The organism is Acidovorax sp. CF316 (genome assembly GCF_000276605.1).
In the GTDB taxonomy this organism is placed as follows: Bacteria; Pseudomonadota; Gammaproteobacteria; order Burkholderiales; family Burkholderiaceae_C; genus Acidovorax.
Window position 1 is genome coordinate 33,255 of record NZ_AKJX01000109.1, and the last position, 16,793, is coordinate 50,047.

The 16,793-nt window shown below is 67.7% G+C and carries 11 protein-coding genes and 1 pseudogene; 1 reads left to right on the top strand and 11 read right to left on the bottom strand.

Annotation, left to right across the window (positions count from 1 at the left end; genetic code table 11):
• Window position 1: 1 nt before the first annotated feature.
• From PMI14_RS33500 to PMI14_RS11755, 4 genes are all read right to left on the bottom strand, one after another.
• Entirely contained in the window at window positions 2-3,064 is a 3,063-nt protein-coding gene (locus tag PMI14_RS33500) for an EAL domain-containing protein (protein ID WP_007854449.1), read from the bottom strand.
• A gap of 171 nt (window positions 3,065-3,235) precedes the next feature.
• On the bottom strand, window positions 3,236-3,658 hold the full coding sequence (locus tag PMI14_RS11745) for a thioesterase family protein (RefSeq protein ID WP_007854452.1): 423 nt from the start codon (window positions 3,656-3,658) through the stop codon (window positions 3,236-3,238).
• Window positions 3,655-4,551 carry a DMT family transporter gene (locus PMI14_RS11750; RefSeq protein ID WP_007854455.1) on the bottom strand — a complete coding sequence of 299 codons (897 nt, stop codon included), beginning with the start codon at window positions 4,549-4,551 and terminating at the stop codon, window positions 3,655-3,657. The genes PMI14_RS11745 and PMI14_RS11750 overlap by 4 nt, the downstream gene beginning before the upstream one ends.
• A gap of 18 nt (window positions 4,552-4,569) precedes the next feature.
• A complete protein-coding gene (locus PMI14_RS11755; RefSeq protein WP_007854458.1) occupies window positions 4,570-5,352 on the bottom strand; it encodes an SDR family oxidoreductase in 783 nt (260 codons plus the stop codon).
• A 140-nt stretch (window positions 5,353-5,492) separates the two neighbouring features.
• Between PMI14_RS11755 and PMI14_RS11760 the strand changes: the two genes are divergently transcribed.
• A complete protein-coding gene (locus tag PMI14_RS11760; protein WP_007854461.1) occupies window positions 5,493-7,199 on the top strand; it encodes an electron transfer flavoprotein-ubiquinone oxidoreductase in 1,707 nt (568 codons plus the stop codon).
• 58 nt (window positions 7,200-7,257) lie between these two features.
• Here PMI14_RS11760 and PMI14_RS11765 read toward each other — a convergent pair whose 3' ends face one another.
• From PMI14_RS11765 to PMI14_RS11795, 7 genes and pseudogenes are all read right to left on the bottom strand, one after another.
• Window positions 7,258-8,376: an AIR synthase-related protein gene (locus PMI14_RS11765; protein ID WP_007854464.1), complete on the bottom strand. Its 1,119-nt coding sequence runs from the start codon at window positions 8,374-8,376 to the stop codon at window positions 7,258-7,260.
• Window positions 8,377-8,410: 34 nt separating this feature from the next.
• On the bottom strand, window positions 8,411-10,075 hold the full coding sequence (locus PMI14_RS11770; RefSeq protein WP_007854467.1) for a methyl-accepting chemotaxis protein: 1,665 nt from the start codon (window positions 10,073-10,075) through the stop codon (window positions 8,411-8,413).
• Window positions 10,076-10,182: 107 nt separating this feature from the next.
• Entirely contained in the window at window positions 10,183-13,842 is a 3,660-nt protein-coding gene (locus tag PMI14_RS11775; protein WP_007854470.1) for a hydantoinase B/oxoprolinase family protein, read from the bottom strand.
• Between the two features lie 42 nt (window positions 13,843-13,884).
• The gene (locus PMI14_RS11780) at window positions 13,885-14,145 is read right to left on the bottom strand and encodes a hypothetical protein (protein WP_007854472.1); all 261 of its coding nucleotides are present in this window, start codon (window positions 14,143-14,145) and stop codon (window positions 13,885-13,887) included.
• 31 nt (window positions 14,146-14,176) lie between these two features.
• Window positions 14,177-15,142: a TRAP transporter substrate-binding protein gene (locus tag PMI14_RS11785; protein ID WP_007854476.1), complete on the bottom strand. Its 966-nt coding sequence runs from the start codon at window positions 15,140-15,142 to the stop codon at window positions 14,177-14,179.
• A 73-nt stretch (window positions 15,143-15,215) separates the two neighbouring features.
• A complete protein-coding gene (locus tag PMI14_RS11790) occupies window positions 15,216-16,526 on the bottom strand; it encodes a TRAP transporter large permease (RefSeq protein WP_007854479.1) in 1,311 nt (436 codons plus the stop codon).
• Between the two features lie 11 nt (window positions 16,527-16,537).
• A pseudogene (locus PMI14_RS11795) lies at window positions 16,538-16,793 on the bottom strand (TRAP transporter small permease); the annotation flags it as partial.

A 16,793-nucleotide genomic window follows, 5' to 3' on the forward strand; every position in this document is an offset into this window, starting at 1 on the left:
TTCAGGCCATGTCGCCCTGCGGCTGGGTGGCGGCGAGCAGCGCCGTCGCGGCCTCCACGGACATCGGGCGGGCATACAGGTAGCCCTGCAATTCGTCGCAGCCGTGGTCCTTGAGGAAGTCGCGCTGCTCGGCGGTTTCCACGCCTTCGGCGATCACGCGCAGCTTCAGGCTCTTGGCCATGGCGATGACGGCCGAGGCGATGGCCTCGGCCTCCTCGTTGCCGTGCTTGCCCAGGTCGAGGATGAAGGAGCGGTCGATCTTGAGCTTGCTCACCGGGAAACGGCGCAGATAGCTCAGGCTGGAGTAACCCGTGCCGAAGTCGTCGATGGCGATCTGGATGCCCTTGCCCACCAGCTGGTGCAGGGTCTCCACGGCGGCATCCGTATTGGCCATCAACGTGCCCTCGGTGAGCTCCATCTCGAGCGCGCCCGCGGGCAGGTCGAACTCCGAGAGGACACGGCCCACCTCGTGCAGGAAATCGGGTGCCTGGAACTGCACTGCCGAGAGGTTCACGGCAATGGGCAGCGGCACCAGCCCCTCGCTGCGCCAGCGGGACCAGATGCGCGCCGCCTCGCGCAGCACCCAGTTGCCGATTTCCGCGATCATCCCCGAAGACTCGGCAATGGGAATGAACCGCGCCGGGGACACCGGGCCCCGCGTCTTGTGCGTCCAGCGCAGCAGGGCCTCCATGCCCACGGGCTGGCCATGCGCCAGGGTGAACTGGGGCTGCAGGTGCAACTCGAGTTCGCCGACGTCGATGGCCTGGCGCAGGTCCACCGCCAGCAGCATGTCGTCGTAGGCCGAGGCATTCATCTCGGGCGCATACAGGCGCCAGGTGTTGCGCCCGTGGGCCTTGGCGATGCGCATCGCGGCTTCGACGTTGTGCAACAGGTCCTCCGCCGTGTGCGCATGCTCGGGATAGCTGGCGATGCCGATGCTGGCGGTGGGAGAGACCGGGTGCTCCTGCGGCCCCAGGCGGATGGGCGGGGCCAGCAGTGCGCGCACCTGGCTGATCAACAGGGCATGGGTGACGGGGTTGCCCGCGAGAACGAGCATGAATTCGTCACCGCCATAGCGGTACAGGCCCTTGAGGTCGGCACTCAGCCCCTGCAGGCGCCTGGCGGTCTCGACCAGCAGCACATCGCCCTGGGCATAGCCGAACGACTCGTTGACGCCCTTGAAGCGGTCCAGGTTGACCAGCGCCAGCGACAGGCTGTTGTGCGGGGATACGGCCTGGGCATCGACGCTGGCAATGTACTGCGACAGCTCCTGCTCCAGCCGGGCGCGGTTGGGCAGCCCCGTGACCGGGTCGTGGATGGCCAGGTACTGCGCCTGGCTCTCGGCCTGCTTGAGGCGCGTCAGGTCCGTGAACAGGTCCACATGCTGCTCCACCTGGCCGTCGGCGCCACGGTGCGCGCAGACCAGCAGACGCGCCGGGAAGACCGTGCCGTCCTTGCGGCGGATGTGCACCTCGCCCTCCCAGAAGTCTTCGGTCTGGAGGATGGCGCGCGCACGCTCGACCCCTGCGGGGTCGAGCCCCGCATTGAGGATCACCGTGGGCTGCCCCTGCAGGTCCTCGAGCGTGTAGCCGGTGATCTTGGTGAGGTGGGCATTGATCGAGACGATGCGCTTGTCACGGTCGCCGACCACGATGGCGGCGGCGGAGCGGTCGAAGAAGCTCGCGGCCACGCGCAACTGCGTCTCCACCTCGGCCTGGCGCGTGATGTCGCGGCCTATGCCCACGAAATAGCGCTGACCGTCCGACTCGAAGCAGCCGACGGTGCCTTCCAGCAGGAAGGTGCTGCCGTCGGCGCGCAGCCGGGGGATGCGAACGTGGCGCGACTCGCCGGGCTGCATGGCCTCCAGGATGGCCGCCTGCGCCGCGGCGTTGTCCGGTGGCCGCAGGCGCTGTGCGTTCATGCCGATGAGCTGCTCGCGGGGGTAGCCATAGACGTCGACGGTCGCCTGGCTCACGTCGAGGATGGTGCCGTCGTTGTCGGTCAGGAAGAAGATGTCGGTCGAGCCCCGCATCACATGCTCGTAGTGCCGGCGCAGCCCGGCCTCGCGCGCGGCGTGGCGGTGGTGGTCGCCGCGGCGCCAGGCAGCATAGAGCAGCGAGCCCAGCAGGATGAGCACCGTGGCCCCGAGGACCAGGAGGCGGCTGCGGTCCTGCACCGCCGCATACACCGCTGTCTCGGGCATCAGGCTCAGCACCATCCACGACGGCAGCAGGATGTTCTCGCGCCGGGCCATCACCGCCACGCCATGCCGGTTGCGCCCCTGCGCCGCGGCAACACCGGGCTCGGTCAACAGCGACTCCACCACGGGCCCCTCCCCTTGAAGCGCCTGCAGCCCGGGGCCGCTGGCCGGGGCCAGGACCTGCAGGCCACGTGCATCGCGGTGCACCAGAATGGTCTCTCCACCCCAGTTGGGCAGCCTGGCCTTGGCCAGGGTGTCCACCAGCCACTGCAGGTCCATCTCCATGTACAGCACATGGCCCGTCCCCGGGGCGAGCCCGGCAATGCTGCGCACCAGGGCCAGGCGCAGCCCGGCTCCGTTCTCGGCAGGCAGTTCGATCCACCGCGGATAGGCACCTGTTCCCGCCTGCACCACGCGGCCGAGCTGCTGCGCGTCCAGTGCGGCGCCACTGCTGAACACCGCCTTGGCCGTGTCGGCATCGATGACCTCGATGCTCCGGTAGCCGTAGACGCGGCGTATGCCTTCGAGATGCCGATGGATGACAGGAGCGTATTCGGCGCGTTGCGCATCGCCCTGCCCCCACTGCCCGAGTGCCTTGACCAGCAGGGGGTTGGAGCCGATGGCCTCGGCGTCGCCAGAGCGCTCCGTGAGCCAGGTGTCCAGGGAATGGGCCGACAGTTCGGAAGTGACCCGCAGAGTCTCGGACGCCGTCTGTTCGGCAGCCCGCTTGCCCTGGAAGTGCAAGGCGATCCCGAGCGCGATCACGCCCGCGACAAAGACGGCAAAGGCCAATGGATTTGCCCAGCCGGGCAGGCGGGCGTCGGATTGCGCATCGCTGCGCCCAGGGCTGCTGTCTGTGGCCATGGCCGAAACCCCCGTGACAGGCAAGCGGCGTGGCCAGGAGTTCGCACGCTCGCCCATTGCAACAATGAACCTGCACAACCCCCATCAGCTGTGCGCTGCACGCCATGGCAGACCGTGCCGATGGTTTGGATTTAGTCCGATTCGGGCGGGGGTGTCAAGGCGCCCCCGCCGTCATCCGTTGACGATGGCCAGCATCCACTCCGGCAGCGCGACCGCCTTCTTCTGGGGGAAGTCCACCCAGATCGTCGTGGCGCCGCCCGCTGCGTAGACCACACCCGGCCGGTCCACCCGCTCCAGGGTGCCCCAGGTCTCGAAGGTGGTGCGGCCCGGGTCGCTCACGTAGAACTTGAGCAGCACGTCGGCCGGGTATTCGAGCTGTTGGTAGAAATTGCAGAAGGCATTGACGATGACCGGCCCCTGGCCCGTGGGGTCGGGGTTGCAGCCCACCGATACCATCCAGTCGATGCGCGCCGTCTCCAGGTAGCGAAAATACACCGTGTTGTTCACGTGCCCCATGGCATCCATGTCGCCCCAGCGCACGGGAAAGCGCATCTCGTGCACCAGTTTCTTTTTCTCGGGGATTTCAATCTTCATCGGTGTGCCTTGATGGAAGCGAGGATGCCCAATGTAAACAACACGGCGGCGGCCCACTGCGCCAGCGTCGGCCAGCGGCCATCCCACGCAAAGGAATAGACGAGCGCGAACAGCGTCTCGCTCACGATCAACTGCCCGCACAGGCTGGCGGACAGGCGCTGGCTGGCGATATTCCACAGGATGGTCGCCAGCCAGCTCGAACCAAAGCCGAGCGCCAGGCACACGGCCACGAAGGTGCCGAAGCCCGGCTGCGCGGCCAGCGCGGGCAGGCTGGAGCCGCCCGCCAGCCACAGCAGCAGGCCGCCCAATCCGGTGGCCACGCCCAGCCAGTTGGCCCAGTCGGTGGCGCGCACCTCGGGGTGGCGCTTGAGCCAGGCGGAGTTGAAGATGGCGAAGGCGGTCCAGAACACCAGGGCCACCAGGGCGATGCCGATGCCGCGCCAGTAGCTGCCGGCGCCGGGGGTTGCAGGATCGCCATGCGGAACGCCGGCCATCAGCGCCAGGCCGGCCACGGTGAGCACCAGCCCGGGCGCCAGGGCCGCCCAGCGCAGGCCCTGCGGCTTGCCCAGCAGCATGACCCAGACCGGGATGGTACCGATGATCAGTGCCGGCATCTCGGCACCCGCATCGCGGATGGCCCAGACCAGCAGCAGGTAGTAGCCCGTGAAGCCCAGCACCGACAGCCACAGCGCAGCCCAGGCCTGTGCCAGGGTGGGTCGGCGCGAACTGCCGCGCAAACCCCACAGCAGCATGGAGAGGGCCACAGCGCCATAGGCCACAAAGCGGCCCGAGGTCAGGTCCACCGAAGCGAACGAACCGGCCATGCGCGGCGCGACGAATACCAGGCCCCAGAGCGCGCCTGCGGCGAGCCCGGCAAGGATGCCGGTCAGCATCGGGGCGTCAAACGGCGCTCAGACGGCAAAGCCGTCGTCCGCCGCGATCACGGCACCGTTGATGAAATGGCTCTGGTCGCTGGCCAGCATGATGATCAGCGCATCGAGGTCCTCGGGGCTGCCCACGCGCTTGCGCGGCAGCATCTCGATGAGCTTCTTGCCCTGCTCGGTCTGCCAGTGGCGGTGGTTGATCTCGGTGTCGATGTAGCCCGGGCAGATGGCATTCGTGTTGATGCCGAAACGGCCCCATTCCATGGCCATGGCACGGGTCATCTGCACCACGGCGGCCTTGCTCATGCAGTAGGCGCCGATCTGCGGCAGCACCTTGAGCCCGGCCATCGAAGCGATGTTGATGATGCGCCCGCCCGTGAAGCTGCCGGGAGCCGCCCCGCGCGAGCGCGCCAGCATGCGCTTGCCCACCTCCTGCGCGACGAAGAAGGCGCCCTTGACGTTGGTGTCGAAGATGAAGTCGTAGTCCTCGGGCGTCACGTCCTGCAGGCGCTGGGTGGTGCTCACGCCCGAGTTGTTGACCAGGATGTCGATGGAGCCCATCTCGGTCTCGGCATGGGCCACGGCGGACTTGATGGAGGCGTGGTCGGTCACGTCGAGTTCGAGCACGTGGGCATCGCCGCCCTCGCCCTCGATGCGGGCGCGCAGCTCCTTGAGCTTTTCGATGCGGCGGCTGGCCAGCACCACCCCGGCCCCGGCGCGCGCCAGCGTGCGCGCGAACTGGGCCCCCAGGCCGCTGGAGGCACCGGTGATGAAGGCCACCCGGCCGGAAAGATCGATGCTGTATGCCATTTAGAGAGCCTCCACTGCAGAAAAAAGAACGATCGTTCGATTATTCAAATTTGGTGAATACAATCAGTCTCCAGACAGACAGAATCCTGGCCTCTGTCCGAAGACAATCACTCGATTATCAAACGCACGACGAAAAACCCATGACGAACGAAGAAATCCTCGCCCAGTATGGTCCCCGTGAAGCAATGGAATACGACGTGGTCGTCGTGGGCGGCGGCCCCGGCGGCCTGGCCACCGCGATCCGGCTCAAGCAGCTCGCGGCAGAAAAAGGCCAGGACATCTCGGTCGTGGTGCTCGAAAAAGGCTCCGAGCCCGGCGCACACATCCTGTCGGGCGCCATCATGGACCCCAAGGCCCTGACCGAGCTGATCCCCGACTGGAAGGCCAAGGGCGCCCCGCTGAACCAGCCCGTGACCGACGACGCGATGATCTTCCTGGGCGAGAAGTCGTCCTTTCGCGTACCCAATGTGTTCCTGCCGCACAACTTCCAGAACCACGGCAACTACGTGGTGCGCCTGGGCAATGTGGTCAAGTGGCTGGGCGAGCAGGCCGAAGCCCTGGGCGTGGAGATCTTCCCCGGCTTTCCGGCCGCCGAGGTGCTCTACAACGAGAACGGCTCCGTCAAGGGCGTGGCCACCGGCAACATGGGCATCGGCAAGGAAGGCGAGCCCACGGGCGACTTCCAGCTGGGCATGGAACTGCATGCCAAGTACACGATCTTCGCCGAAGGTTCGCGCGGCCACCTGGGCAAGCAGCTGATCTCGCGCTTCAAGCTCGACGCGCATTCCGACCCGCAAAGCTACGCCATCGGCATCAAGGAGCTGTGGGAGATCGACCCGCAGCGCCACCAGCCCGGCTTCGTGATGCACACCGCCGGCTGGCCCATGGAGAACGACACCTACGGTGGCGCCTTCCTGTACCACCTGGACGACAACAAGGTGACCCTGGGCTTCATCACCGGCCTGGGCTACTCCAACCCCTACCTGAGCCCGTTCGAGGAATTCCAGCGCTGGAAGACGCACGCCAACATCCGCTGGTACCTGGAAGGCGACGAATCCAAGGGCATCAAGCCGGCCAAGCGCATCAGCTACGGCGCGCGCGCCATCACGGCCGGCGGCCTGCTGAGCCTGCCCAAGACCATCTTCCCGGGCGGCGCGCTGATCGGCTGCGACGCGGGCTACCTGAACGTGGGCCGCATCAAGGGCAGCCATGCCGCCATCAAGTCCGGCATGCTTGCCGCCGAGGCCGCCTACGACGCCGTGGTGGCCGGGCGCCAGCACGATGAGCTCAGCGCCTACCCCGAGGCTTTCGAGAAGAGCTGGCTGCACACCGAACTCAACAAGGACCGCAACTTCAAGAACTGGTTCAAGAAGGGCCTGGTCACCGCGACGATCATGAACGGCCTGGAGCAGTTCGTGCTCAAGGGCAACATCCCCTGGACACTGCACCGTGACAAGCCCGACCACGTGCACCTCAAGCCCGCGTCCGAGTGCAAGCCCATCATCTACCCCAAGCCCGATGGCAAGCTGACCTTCGACCGGCTCTCCAGCGTGTTCATCAGCAACACCAACCACGCCGAGAACCAGCCGGCCCACCTGACGCTCAAGGATGCGAGCGTGCCGGTGAACATCAACCTGTCCAAGTACGCCGGCCCCGAGGCCCGCTACTGCCCGGCCGGTGTCTACGAGTTCGTGCCCGACGTGGCCAAGGGCGGCGACGCCCAGCGCCTGCAGATCAACGCGCAGAACTGCGTGCACTGCAAGACCTGCGACATCAAGGACCCGACGCAGAACATCGTCTGGGTGACACCCGAAGGCGGCGGCGGCCCGAACTACTCGGGCATGTAAGCCAAGACAAAGGGCCTGCGATGCAGGCCCTTTTCATTGGTGTCCCAGGATGCGGGGGTCAGCGCAGCTGCAGTTCGTCCGCGCCGTAGACGACCTTGATCGGCTCGATCACAACCTGCTTGGGCCCCTCTTCCACATAACCCGCGACCAGCGCCGGGACGCCGAGGCCTTGCGCCACCTCGACCACGCGAGGCGCGTCCTTGGCCGCCACGAACAGGGCGAAACCCGCCCCCATGTTGAGCGTGCCATAGGCCTCGTGGTCGTCGAGCTGGCACTCCTTCTGCATGAACGCCAGCACCGGGCTCACCGGCGGCACCTGCTGGATGCGGTAGGTCAGCGGCTTGGGGTGGCGCAGCAGCTTGCGCCAGCCGTGGCCGGTGATGTTGGCGCAGTAATGGGGGTAGATGCCGTCGGCCGCCAGGGCTTCCATCACCGGCGAATACAGCACAGTGGGCGCCAGCAGCGCCTCGCCAAAGGTCTGCCCGTTGCCGATGTCCGTGAGATAGCCCTGCGGCAGCCGCTCGGCCAGCTTGCGGGCCAACGACACGCCGTTGGCATGGATGCCGCTGGAGGCGAGCAGCACGATGGCATCGCCCGCGCCGAGCTGGTCACCGACCGACAGCCGTGCCTTGGGGCTGATGATGCCGGTGCACGAGGCTGCCAGGTCCACCCGGCCGTCGGCCACCACCCCGGCAAGGGCCGGTGTTTCGCCGCCCCCCCAGGCCACCTTGCAGGTGTCGCAGGCGCGCTTCCAGCCCGCGACGAGGGCCTCCGAGCGCTGCGCATCGCCAAACCAGTCGGAGCCCCCCGCGGCCCAGTAGGCCTGCACGACCAGCGGGGTCGCGCCCACGGTGATCAGGTCGTTGACCGCCATGGCAATCGTGTCCTGGGCAATGCCGTCGTAGAAGCTCCTGCCCAGGAGCTTGGCCATGTCATCGGCCAGCAGGGCCTTGGTGCCCAGGCATTCGACGATGCTGGCCAAGTACATGGGGCCGACATCGACCACATAAGCCGACTCCCCGCGCGAAGCAGCCACTTCTCTGAAGCCGTGGCTGGCCATGTGCGCCCCGGTCTGGGCCGCTGCGCGCTGTGCCGCAACCTTCAAGGGGTCGATCTGTTCGTAGTTGACGCCCGTCTGGTCATAGGTCAAGGGGGCGGGAGCAGGTGCAGCGGTCATGGCGTTCTCGGCGGAGTCAGGGCCGCCATTATCGCTAAGCCGCCGCGCCCCCAGCCAGCTGGAACTGCCCCATCGCCCCCGCCAGCCGGTTGGCCTGGTCCTTGAGGCTCTGGGCCGCCGCGGCGCCCTCTTCCACCAGCGCGGCGTTCTGCTGCGTCATGTGGTCGAGCTGGTCCACGGCCTGGCTGACCTGGCCGATCTGGCTGCTTTGCTCGCTGCTGGCGGCATTGATCTCGGACATCAGCGTGGTCACCTGCTGCACGCTGGTGACGATGTCCTGCATGGTGGATCCGGCGGTGACCACCAGGCGCGCACCATCGCCCACCCTGTCCACGCTGGTGGCGATCAGGGCCTTGATCTCCTTGGCGGCGTTGGCGCTGCGGCCCGCGAGGTTGCGCACCTCGCTGGCCACCACGGCAAAGCCCCGGCCCTGCTCGCCGGCCCGAGCCGCTTCCACCGCCGCATTGAGCGCCAGGATGTTGGTCTGGAAGGCGATGGAGTCGATGATGCCCACGATGTCGGCGATCTTCTTGCTGCTGGCGTTGATCTCGTCCATGGTCTTGACCACCTCGTCGACCACGTCGCCGCCCTTCTTCGCCACCTGGGCGGCACTGTGGGCCAGGGTGTTGGCCTGGCGCGTGCTGTCGGCATTGGCGGCCACGGTCTGCGCCAGCTGCGCGATGCTGGCCGCCGTCTGCTGCAGGCTGCTGGCGGCGTGCTCGGTGCGCGCGCTCAGGTCGGTGTTGCCGGCCGCCACCTCGGAGCTGGCGACGTGGATGGACTCGCCCGAGTCGCGCACCTCGGTCACCACGTAGTGCAGGGATTCGACCATGCGGTTGAGCGCGGTGAGCAGCTCGCCGATCTCGTCGGTGCGGTCGGTGGCCATGCGCACCGTGAGGTCGCCTTGCGCCACCAGGGCCGCCGCGTCCGACGCCTGGCGCAGCGGCAGCACGATGGAGCGGCGCAGCAGCCAGCCGAACAAGGCCGACAGCGCCACCACGAAGGCCACCGCCAGCGCACTGACCCACTGGGCGCGCGAAGCATCGGCAATCATCGCGTCGGCCGCCGCCACCGAGGACTTCTCGGATTCGGCCAGCAGCTGGTCGATGGTTTTCAGGTACTGGGCCAGCGCTGCGGCGTGCTCCTGCAGTTCCTTCTGGCTGATGACCTTGGATTCGAGCGCGTTCTGCACCAGGGTGTCGCGCAGGGCCGCGTACTGCTGGCGCTGCGCCTGGGTCTGCTTCCACGCAGGCACGGTGCTCGCGGCCGCGGCCGAGGCGGCCAGCGCCTCGTCGATGCGCTTGCGCATGCCGTCCTCGGCGGCCAGCTGCGTGCGCATCTCGGCCACCAGGGGAAACACGTCGGTCGAGCTGGTGGCGCGCAGGGCGATCTGGCCGATGTGCACGGACTGGGTCTTCCACTCGCGCACCGAGCGCTCGATAGGCAACTGCTCCGCCGTGAGCAGCGTGGCCTGGCGCGTCGTGCCCTGGCCCGTGAGCCAGGTGGTGGAACCGAGCAGCGCCACCGCCACGCCCAGCAGGCCGAAGGCCGCGGCCAGCCTCTGGCCCACGGTCAGGGTGCGCCTGGCACGCGGGGCCTGCGCGGCAGATGACCGGGGTTCCGCCAGGGGCGCAGCCGCCGGGGATGCCGTGACGGCGTGGGTGCTTGTGGCACCGGCCGTGGCGGGAAGGTAGTTCATGGCTCTCTCCGTGGTGTTGCGTGTCGCTCTCGTCCACCCCATCGGACGATGGGGTGGTATCCCCTGGCAATGCAAGCCCTGTGCCATGAGGCACAGGCCGCGCTCCATCAGTCAACGGCGGCCATGCATTCGCCAAAGCCCCCGCCGCCGGGCGTGGAGATCTCGAACACGTCGCCGGGCTCCATGAGCGCCGCGCCGATGTGCGCCAGGTCTTCGACCTGGCCGTTGGCGCGCAGTACGCGGTTCAGGCCGGTGAGGCCGGCCTGCCCGCCGGCCATGCCGAAGGCCGGCTTGACGCGGCCGTTGGACAGGATGCTGGCCGTCATCTGCTCCAGGAAGCGCACGCGGCGCACGCCGCCGTTGCCACCCGCCCAGCGGCCGCGGCCGCCCGAGCCCTCGCGGATCTCATAGCTGTCGAGCACCACGGGGAAGCGGAACTCCAGGATCTCGGGGTCCGTGAGGCGCGAGTTGGTCATGTGCGTCTGCACCACGCTCGTGCCTTCGAAGCCGCGCACCACCCGGCCCTCCCCATCGAGCACCGCGCCCGCACCACTGCCGCCCGCGATGGTCTCGTAGTACTGGTACTGCGCATTGCCGAAGGTGAAATTGTTCATGGTGGGCTGGCTGCCGGCCATGACGCCGAGCGCACCGAACAGCGCATTCGTGATGCAGGTGGAAGTCTCCACATTGCCCGCCACCACCGAGGCCGGCGGGTTGGGGTTGAGCATGGAGCCCTGCGGAATGAGGACCTGCAGGGGCTTGAGGCAACCGGCGTTGAGCGGGATGTCGTCGTCCACCAGGGTGCGGAAGACGTAGAGCACCGCCGCCATGCACACCGCGCGCGGGGCGTTGAAGTTGTTGACCTGCTGCGCGCTGGTGCCGGCAAAGTCGATCACCGCGCTGCGCTCGGCGACGTTGACCCTGACCGAGACGCTGATCTGCGCGCCGTTGTCCAGCGGCAGCGTGAACTGCCCGTCCTTGAGGTGGGTGATCACGCGGCGCACCGACTCCTCGGCGTTGTCCTGCACGTGGCGCATGTAGGCCTGCACGACGTCCAGGCCGAACTGGTCCACCATCTTCGACAGCTCCTGCACCCCTTTCTCGTTGGCGGCGATCTGGGCGCGCAGGTCGGCCAGGTTCTGGTGCGGGTTGCGGCTCGGGTACGGCGTGGTGCCGCCACCCGTGGCCAGCAGGTGGCGCACGGACTCTTCCTGGAAGACGCCCTGGTCCACCAGCTTCACGTTGTTGATCTGCACGCCCTCTTCCTCGATGCGCGTGGAAAACGGAGGCATCGACCCTGGCGTGGTGCCGCCGATATCGGCATGGTGGCCGCGCGAGCCCACGTAGAAGGTGGGCTCCTTGCCGCCGGCCACGTACACGGGCGTGATCACGGTGACGTCGGGCAGGTGGGTGCCGCCGTGGTAGGGGTCGTTGAGCATGTAGACGTCGCCCGGCTGCATGCTGCCCGTGTTCTCGCGGATCACGGTCTTGATGCTCTCGCCCATGGAGCCCAGGTGCACGGGCATGTGCGGCGCATTGGCGATCAGGTTGCCGGTGGCGTCGAACAGTGCGCAGCTGAAGTCCAGGCGCTCCTTGATGTTCACCGAGTAGGCCGTGTTCTGCAGTTGCAGGCCCATCTGCTCGGCGATGTTCATGAACAGGTTGTTGAACACTTCGAGCAGCACCGGGTCCACCGTGGTGCCGGCGGCGTACTGCACCGTGCGCGCGGTCACGCGGTCGAGCACCAGGTGGTCGAGGTCGGTGAGCCGGGCCAGCCAGCCGGGCTCGACCACCGTGGTGGTGTTCTTCTCGGCAATGATGGCAGGGCCGGGGATCGTGTCGCCGGGCTGCAGGTCCTCGCGCACCACCAGGGCGGCGTCATGCCACTGGCTGCCCGAGTACATGCGCACGGTTTCGCGCCGCGGGTGCACGCGCTCGGCATGCAGGGGCAGGCGCGGCTCGGCCGGCGCATCGCCGGGGATCACGGCCTCCACCGATACCGCCTCCACCACCAGCGACTTGCCCACCATGAGGAAGGCGAAGCGCTGGCGGTAGGCCGCCTCGAAGCCGGCCTGCACCGTGGCGATGTCGCCGAACGGAACCACCAGCGCCGAGTCGGTGCCTTCGTAGCGCACATGCACGTTGTGGCGCACCTGCACCGGGTGCTGGCTGACCTGCTGGCGCGTGAGCTCGGCCTGGGCGGCTGCGCCCAGCACCTCCAGGCGCTCGGCGATCAGCGGCAGCGAGGCCGCGGCCAGCGGCAGCTCCACGGCCTGCTCACGGATCACCGTCTGGTCCGCTAGGCCCATGCCATAGGCGCTGAGCACGCCCGCCAGCGGATGCACGAAGACGCGCGTCATTCCCAACGCGTCGGCCACCAGGCAGGCATGCTGGCCGCCCGCGCCGCCAAAGCACTGCAGCGTGTAGCGCGTCACGTCGTAGCCGCGCGCCACCGAGATTTTCTTGATGGCATTGGCCATCTGCTGCACGGCGATCTGGATGAAGCCCTCGGCCACCTCCTCGGGCTGGCGCTGCGTCTGCGCGGCCAGCTCGGCGAAGCGCGCGCGCACGGCCTGCGCATCCAGCGTCTCGTTGGCCGCCGGGCCGAAAACGCTGGGGAAGTAGCTCGGCTGCACCTTGCCGACCATCACGTTGGCATCGGTCACGGCCAGCGGGCCGCCACGGCGATAGCTCACCGGGCCGGGATTGGCGCCGGCACTCTCAGGGCCGACGCGAAAGCGCGCACCGTCGTAGCTCAGCACCGAGCCGCCACCCGCGGCCACGGTGTGGATGCTCATCATCGGCGCACGCATGCGCACCCCGGCCACATGGGTCTCGAACTCGCGCTCGAACGCACCGGCGTAGTGGCTCACATCGGTGGAGGTACCGCCCATGTCGAAGCCGATCACGCGCTCCTGCCCAGCCAGGCCGGCCGTGCGCGCCATGCCCACGATGCCGCCGGCCGGGCCGGACAGGATGGCGTCCTTGCCCTGGAAGGTGGTCGCGTCGGTCAGGCCGCCCGAGGACTGCATGAAGAACAGCTTGACCCCTGGCATCTCGCTGGCCACCTGCTCCACGTAGCGGCGCAGGATGGGCGAGAGATAGGCATCGACCACCGTGGTATCGCCCCGGCTCACGAACTTCATCATCGGGCTGGTCTCGTGCGAGGTGCTGATCTGAGTGAAGCCCACCTCCTTCGCGATGCGGCGGGCCATCTGCTCGTGCTCCGTGTAGCGGTAGCCATGCATGAAGACGATGGCCACGCTGCGCAGGCCGCGGCACCAGGCGGCCAGCAGGTCGCCGCGCAGGCTGGCTTCGTCGAGCGGCTGCATCACCTTGCCGTGCGCTCCGACGCGTTCGCGCGCCTCGACCACCTCTGTGTAGAGCAGTTCGGGCAGCAGGATGTGGCGGTCGAACAGGCGTGGCCGGTTCTGGTAGGCAATGCGCAGCGCATCACGGAAACCGCGCGTGGTGACCAGCAGCGTGGGCTCGCCCTTGCGTTCGAGCAGTGCATTGGTGGCCACCGTGGTGCCCATCTTCACGCATTCCACCAGGGCCGGCGTCACGGCCTCGCCGGGCGCCAGGCCCAGCAGATGGCGGATGCCGGCCACGGCCGCATCCTTGTACTGTTCGGGGTTCTCCGACAGCAGTTTGTGCGTGACCAGCGTGCCGTCGGGGCGCTTGCCGACGATGTCGGTGAAGGTGCCGCCCCGGTCGATCCAGAACTGCCAGCGGGGAATCTGTACTTGGGGTGTATTGGTGGTCATGGTGGTTCCGATGGAAGAAGAAAAAATGGGGAGTGGCACGGATCAAGCCGCGGCCGCGCAGTCCGGCGCGGGCGGGTCGGCCAGGCAGAAGGTGTAGACGTTCTCGAAGCTGCGGTTGAAATTGCGCACCAGGGTCTCGGCAATGGCCTCGCGCCCCTGGGCCGAGGGCGGGAAGACCATGCCGCCCTGGCGCAGCTCCATCTGCAGCAGCGCACCGCCGGCAAAGGCCTGGGCGATCAGGTGCGGCCTGTTGCCGTCCTTGGCGCGCAGGTAGGTCTCGACGGAATCCTGGGGGGTGTGCATGGTGCTTCTCCTGAGGCGGGTGGGAGGAATTTCAGCGCTGCGTGTAGTAGGGAATGAAGATCTGGTTGGCCTCGCCGCCCACCGAGCGCACCCACTCGCGCGAGAAACGCTCGCCCAGGCGCTTGAGGTCGGCATTGAGCTCGGCGCTCGCGCGCTCGACCTTGATGCCCTTGCGCTGCAGCTCGGCCACGGACTCCTGCGCGATGGACTCGCTCATGGCCCAGCCTCGTGTTTCGGCCTCCGATGCCGCCCGGGTGACGGCCTGGCGCACCGGCGCAGGCAGCGCGTCGAAGGCCTGCAGGTTCACGAAGACGACGTTCTTGGGAAACCAGGCATCGATGCCGTAGTACTGCCGGACCTGGCCCCAGACCTGGTTCTCCACCCCGGTCAGGGCCGAGGTGATCATGGAGTCGAGCTGGCCGGCCGCCAGCGCCTTGTTGACCTCGACCATGGGCACGTCCACGGAGGCGGCGCCCAGCATCTCGGCGATGCGCACCGTGGCCGGGTTGTAGGTGCGCATGCGCGTGCCCTTGAAGTCGGCGGACGACTTCACGGGGGTGATGGAGAACAGGCCCTGGGGCGGCCAGGGCACCGCGTACAGCACTTTGAGCCCCTTGCGGGTGAAGTGCCCTTCGATGAGCGGGCGCTGCAGGTCCCACAGCCGGCGCGCATCGGCATAGCTGCGCACCACGAAGGGCACGGCGTCGGCCCCGGCGATCGGCATGTCCGCCACCAGGCTGGTCATGATGGTCTCGCCCGCCTGGGCCTTGCCGCCCTGCACCGCCTGGGGAATGTCGGCCAGTTTGGCCAGGGTGTTGTTGGCATGCACCTCGATGCGCAGGGCGCCCGAGGAGGCCGCTTCCACCTGCTGCGCAAACTGCACCAGGTTGCGCGTGTGGAAGGTCTCCGCACGGTAGCCGGTGGCCAGTTTCCACTGTGCCTGGGCGTGCACCATCGGGACCGCGGCGAGCGCGGCCAACCAGACCATGTGCTTCATGGCAAGCTCCTGAAGGGGGACAAAGGGCCGGTGCGGCAGCGCGCGCCGGCAGACACAGAGGAAGGCCGGCGGCCTACTTGGACGCGCCCATGACGAGGTCCGGGACGATGGTGACGATCTGCGGGAAGACCGTGATCAGGCCGATGCACACCACCAGGCAGAAGAAGAACGGGATGGCGGCCTTGGCGATCAGGTTGCTGTCCTTGCCCGTCATGTTCTGCAGCACGAAGAGGTTGAAGCCCACGGGCGGCGTGACCTCGGCGATCTCGACCAGCAGGATCACGAAGATGCCGAACCAGATCAGGTCGAAGCCGGCCTTCTCGATCATCGGCATCACCACCGCGGCGGTGAGCACGATCATGCTGATGCCGTCGAGCGCCGTGCCCAGCACCAGGTAGACCCCCACCAGGCAGGCGATCAGCGCATAGGGCGACAGGTGCATGGAGTCGACCCAGGCAGCCAGCTCGCGCGGGATGCCGGTGAAGGCCATGGTCTTGGTCAGGAAGGCAGCCCCCGCCAGGATGAACATGATCATGCAGCTGGTGCGGGCCGAGCCGGCCAGGCCTTCCTTGAAGTTCTGCCAGGTCAGTGCCTTGCACCAGGCGGCCAGTGCCAGGGCACCCACCACGCCATAGGCGGCACATTCGGTCGCCGTGGCCCAGCCGGCCACCAGGGACCAGCAGATGAACACGATGAGCAGCGCGCAGGGAATCAGGTTGCGCGACAGGTGCAGCTTCTCGCGGAAGCTCAGCGCCGGCTCGTCGGGCGGCATGCGATCCTTGTTGCGCACCGACCACCAGGCGATGTAGCCCGAGAACAGCAGCATCAGCAGCAGGCCGGGCAGAAAGCCCGCCAGGAAGATGCGGATGATGGAGGCATCGGCCGCGACCGCGTACACCACCATGGTGATGGACGGCGGGATCAGGATGCCCAGGGTGCCTGCCGTGGCCAGCGAGCCGATGGCGATGCTTTCGTCGTAGCCGCGCTTCTTGAGCGCCGGCAGCGAGACCTTGGCGATGGTGGCGCAGGTGGCCGCCGACGAGCCCGAGACCGAGCCGAAGATGCCGCAGCCCAGGATGGTGGTGTGGAACAGCCGCCCGGGCACCTTGCCGAGCCAGGGCGCCAGGCCGCTGAACATGTCCTCGCTGAGGCGGGTGCGGAACAGGATCTCGCCCATCCAGATGAACAGCGGCAAGGCCGCCAGCTCCCAGCTCGCATTGCTCTCCCAGAAGGCAGAGAACAAGTTCAGGCCGGCATGGCTGTTGGTGAAGAAGGCCTGGCCGACCCAGCCGCAGATGGCCAGCGTCATGGCGATCCAGACACCGCCGGAGAGCATGAGCAGCATGATCACCAGCAGGAAGGCGCCGATGGAAAGAATGTCCATGGTCTTGCTCCTTAGAGGTCCGAAGAGAAGTCGCCCTTGGCGTGGCGCTCTTCCACCAGGCGCACGAAGGTGGGAACCCCGCCGCGCGCCACGATCCACCATTCGTCGACCACTGCCACGAGGAACAGGATGGAGCCGATGGCGAAGCTCATCTGGGGGATCCAGACCGGCACCGCCCACAGGCCCTGCGCCACTTCGTTGAACTTCCAGCTCTCGTAGGTGAAGGCGCAGGCCCACCAGGTGAGGTAGCCGATGGGCAGCCCGGCG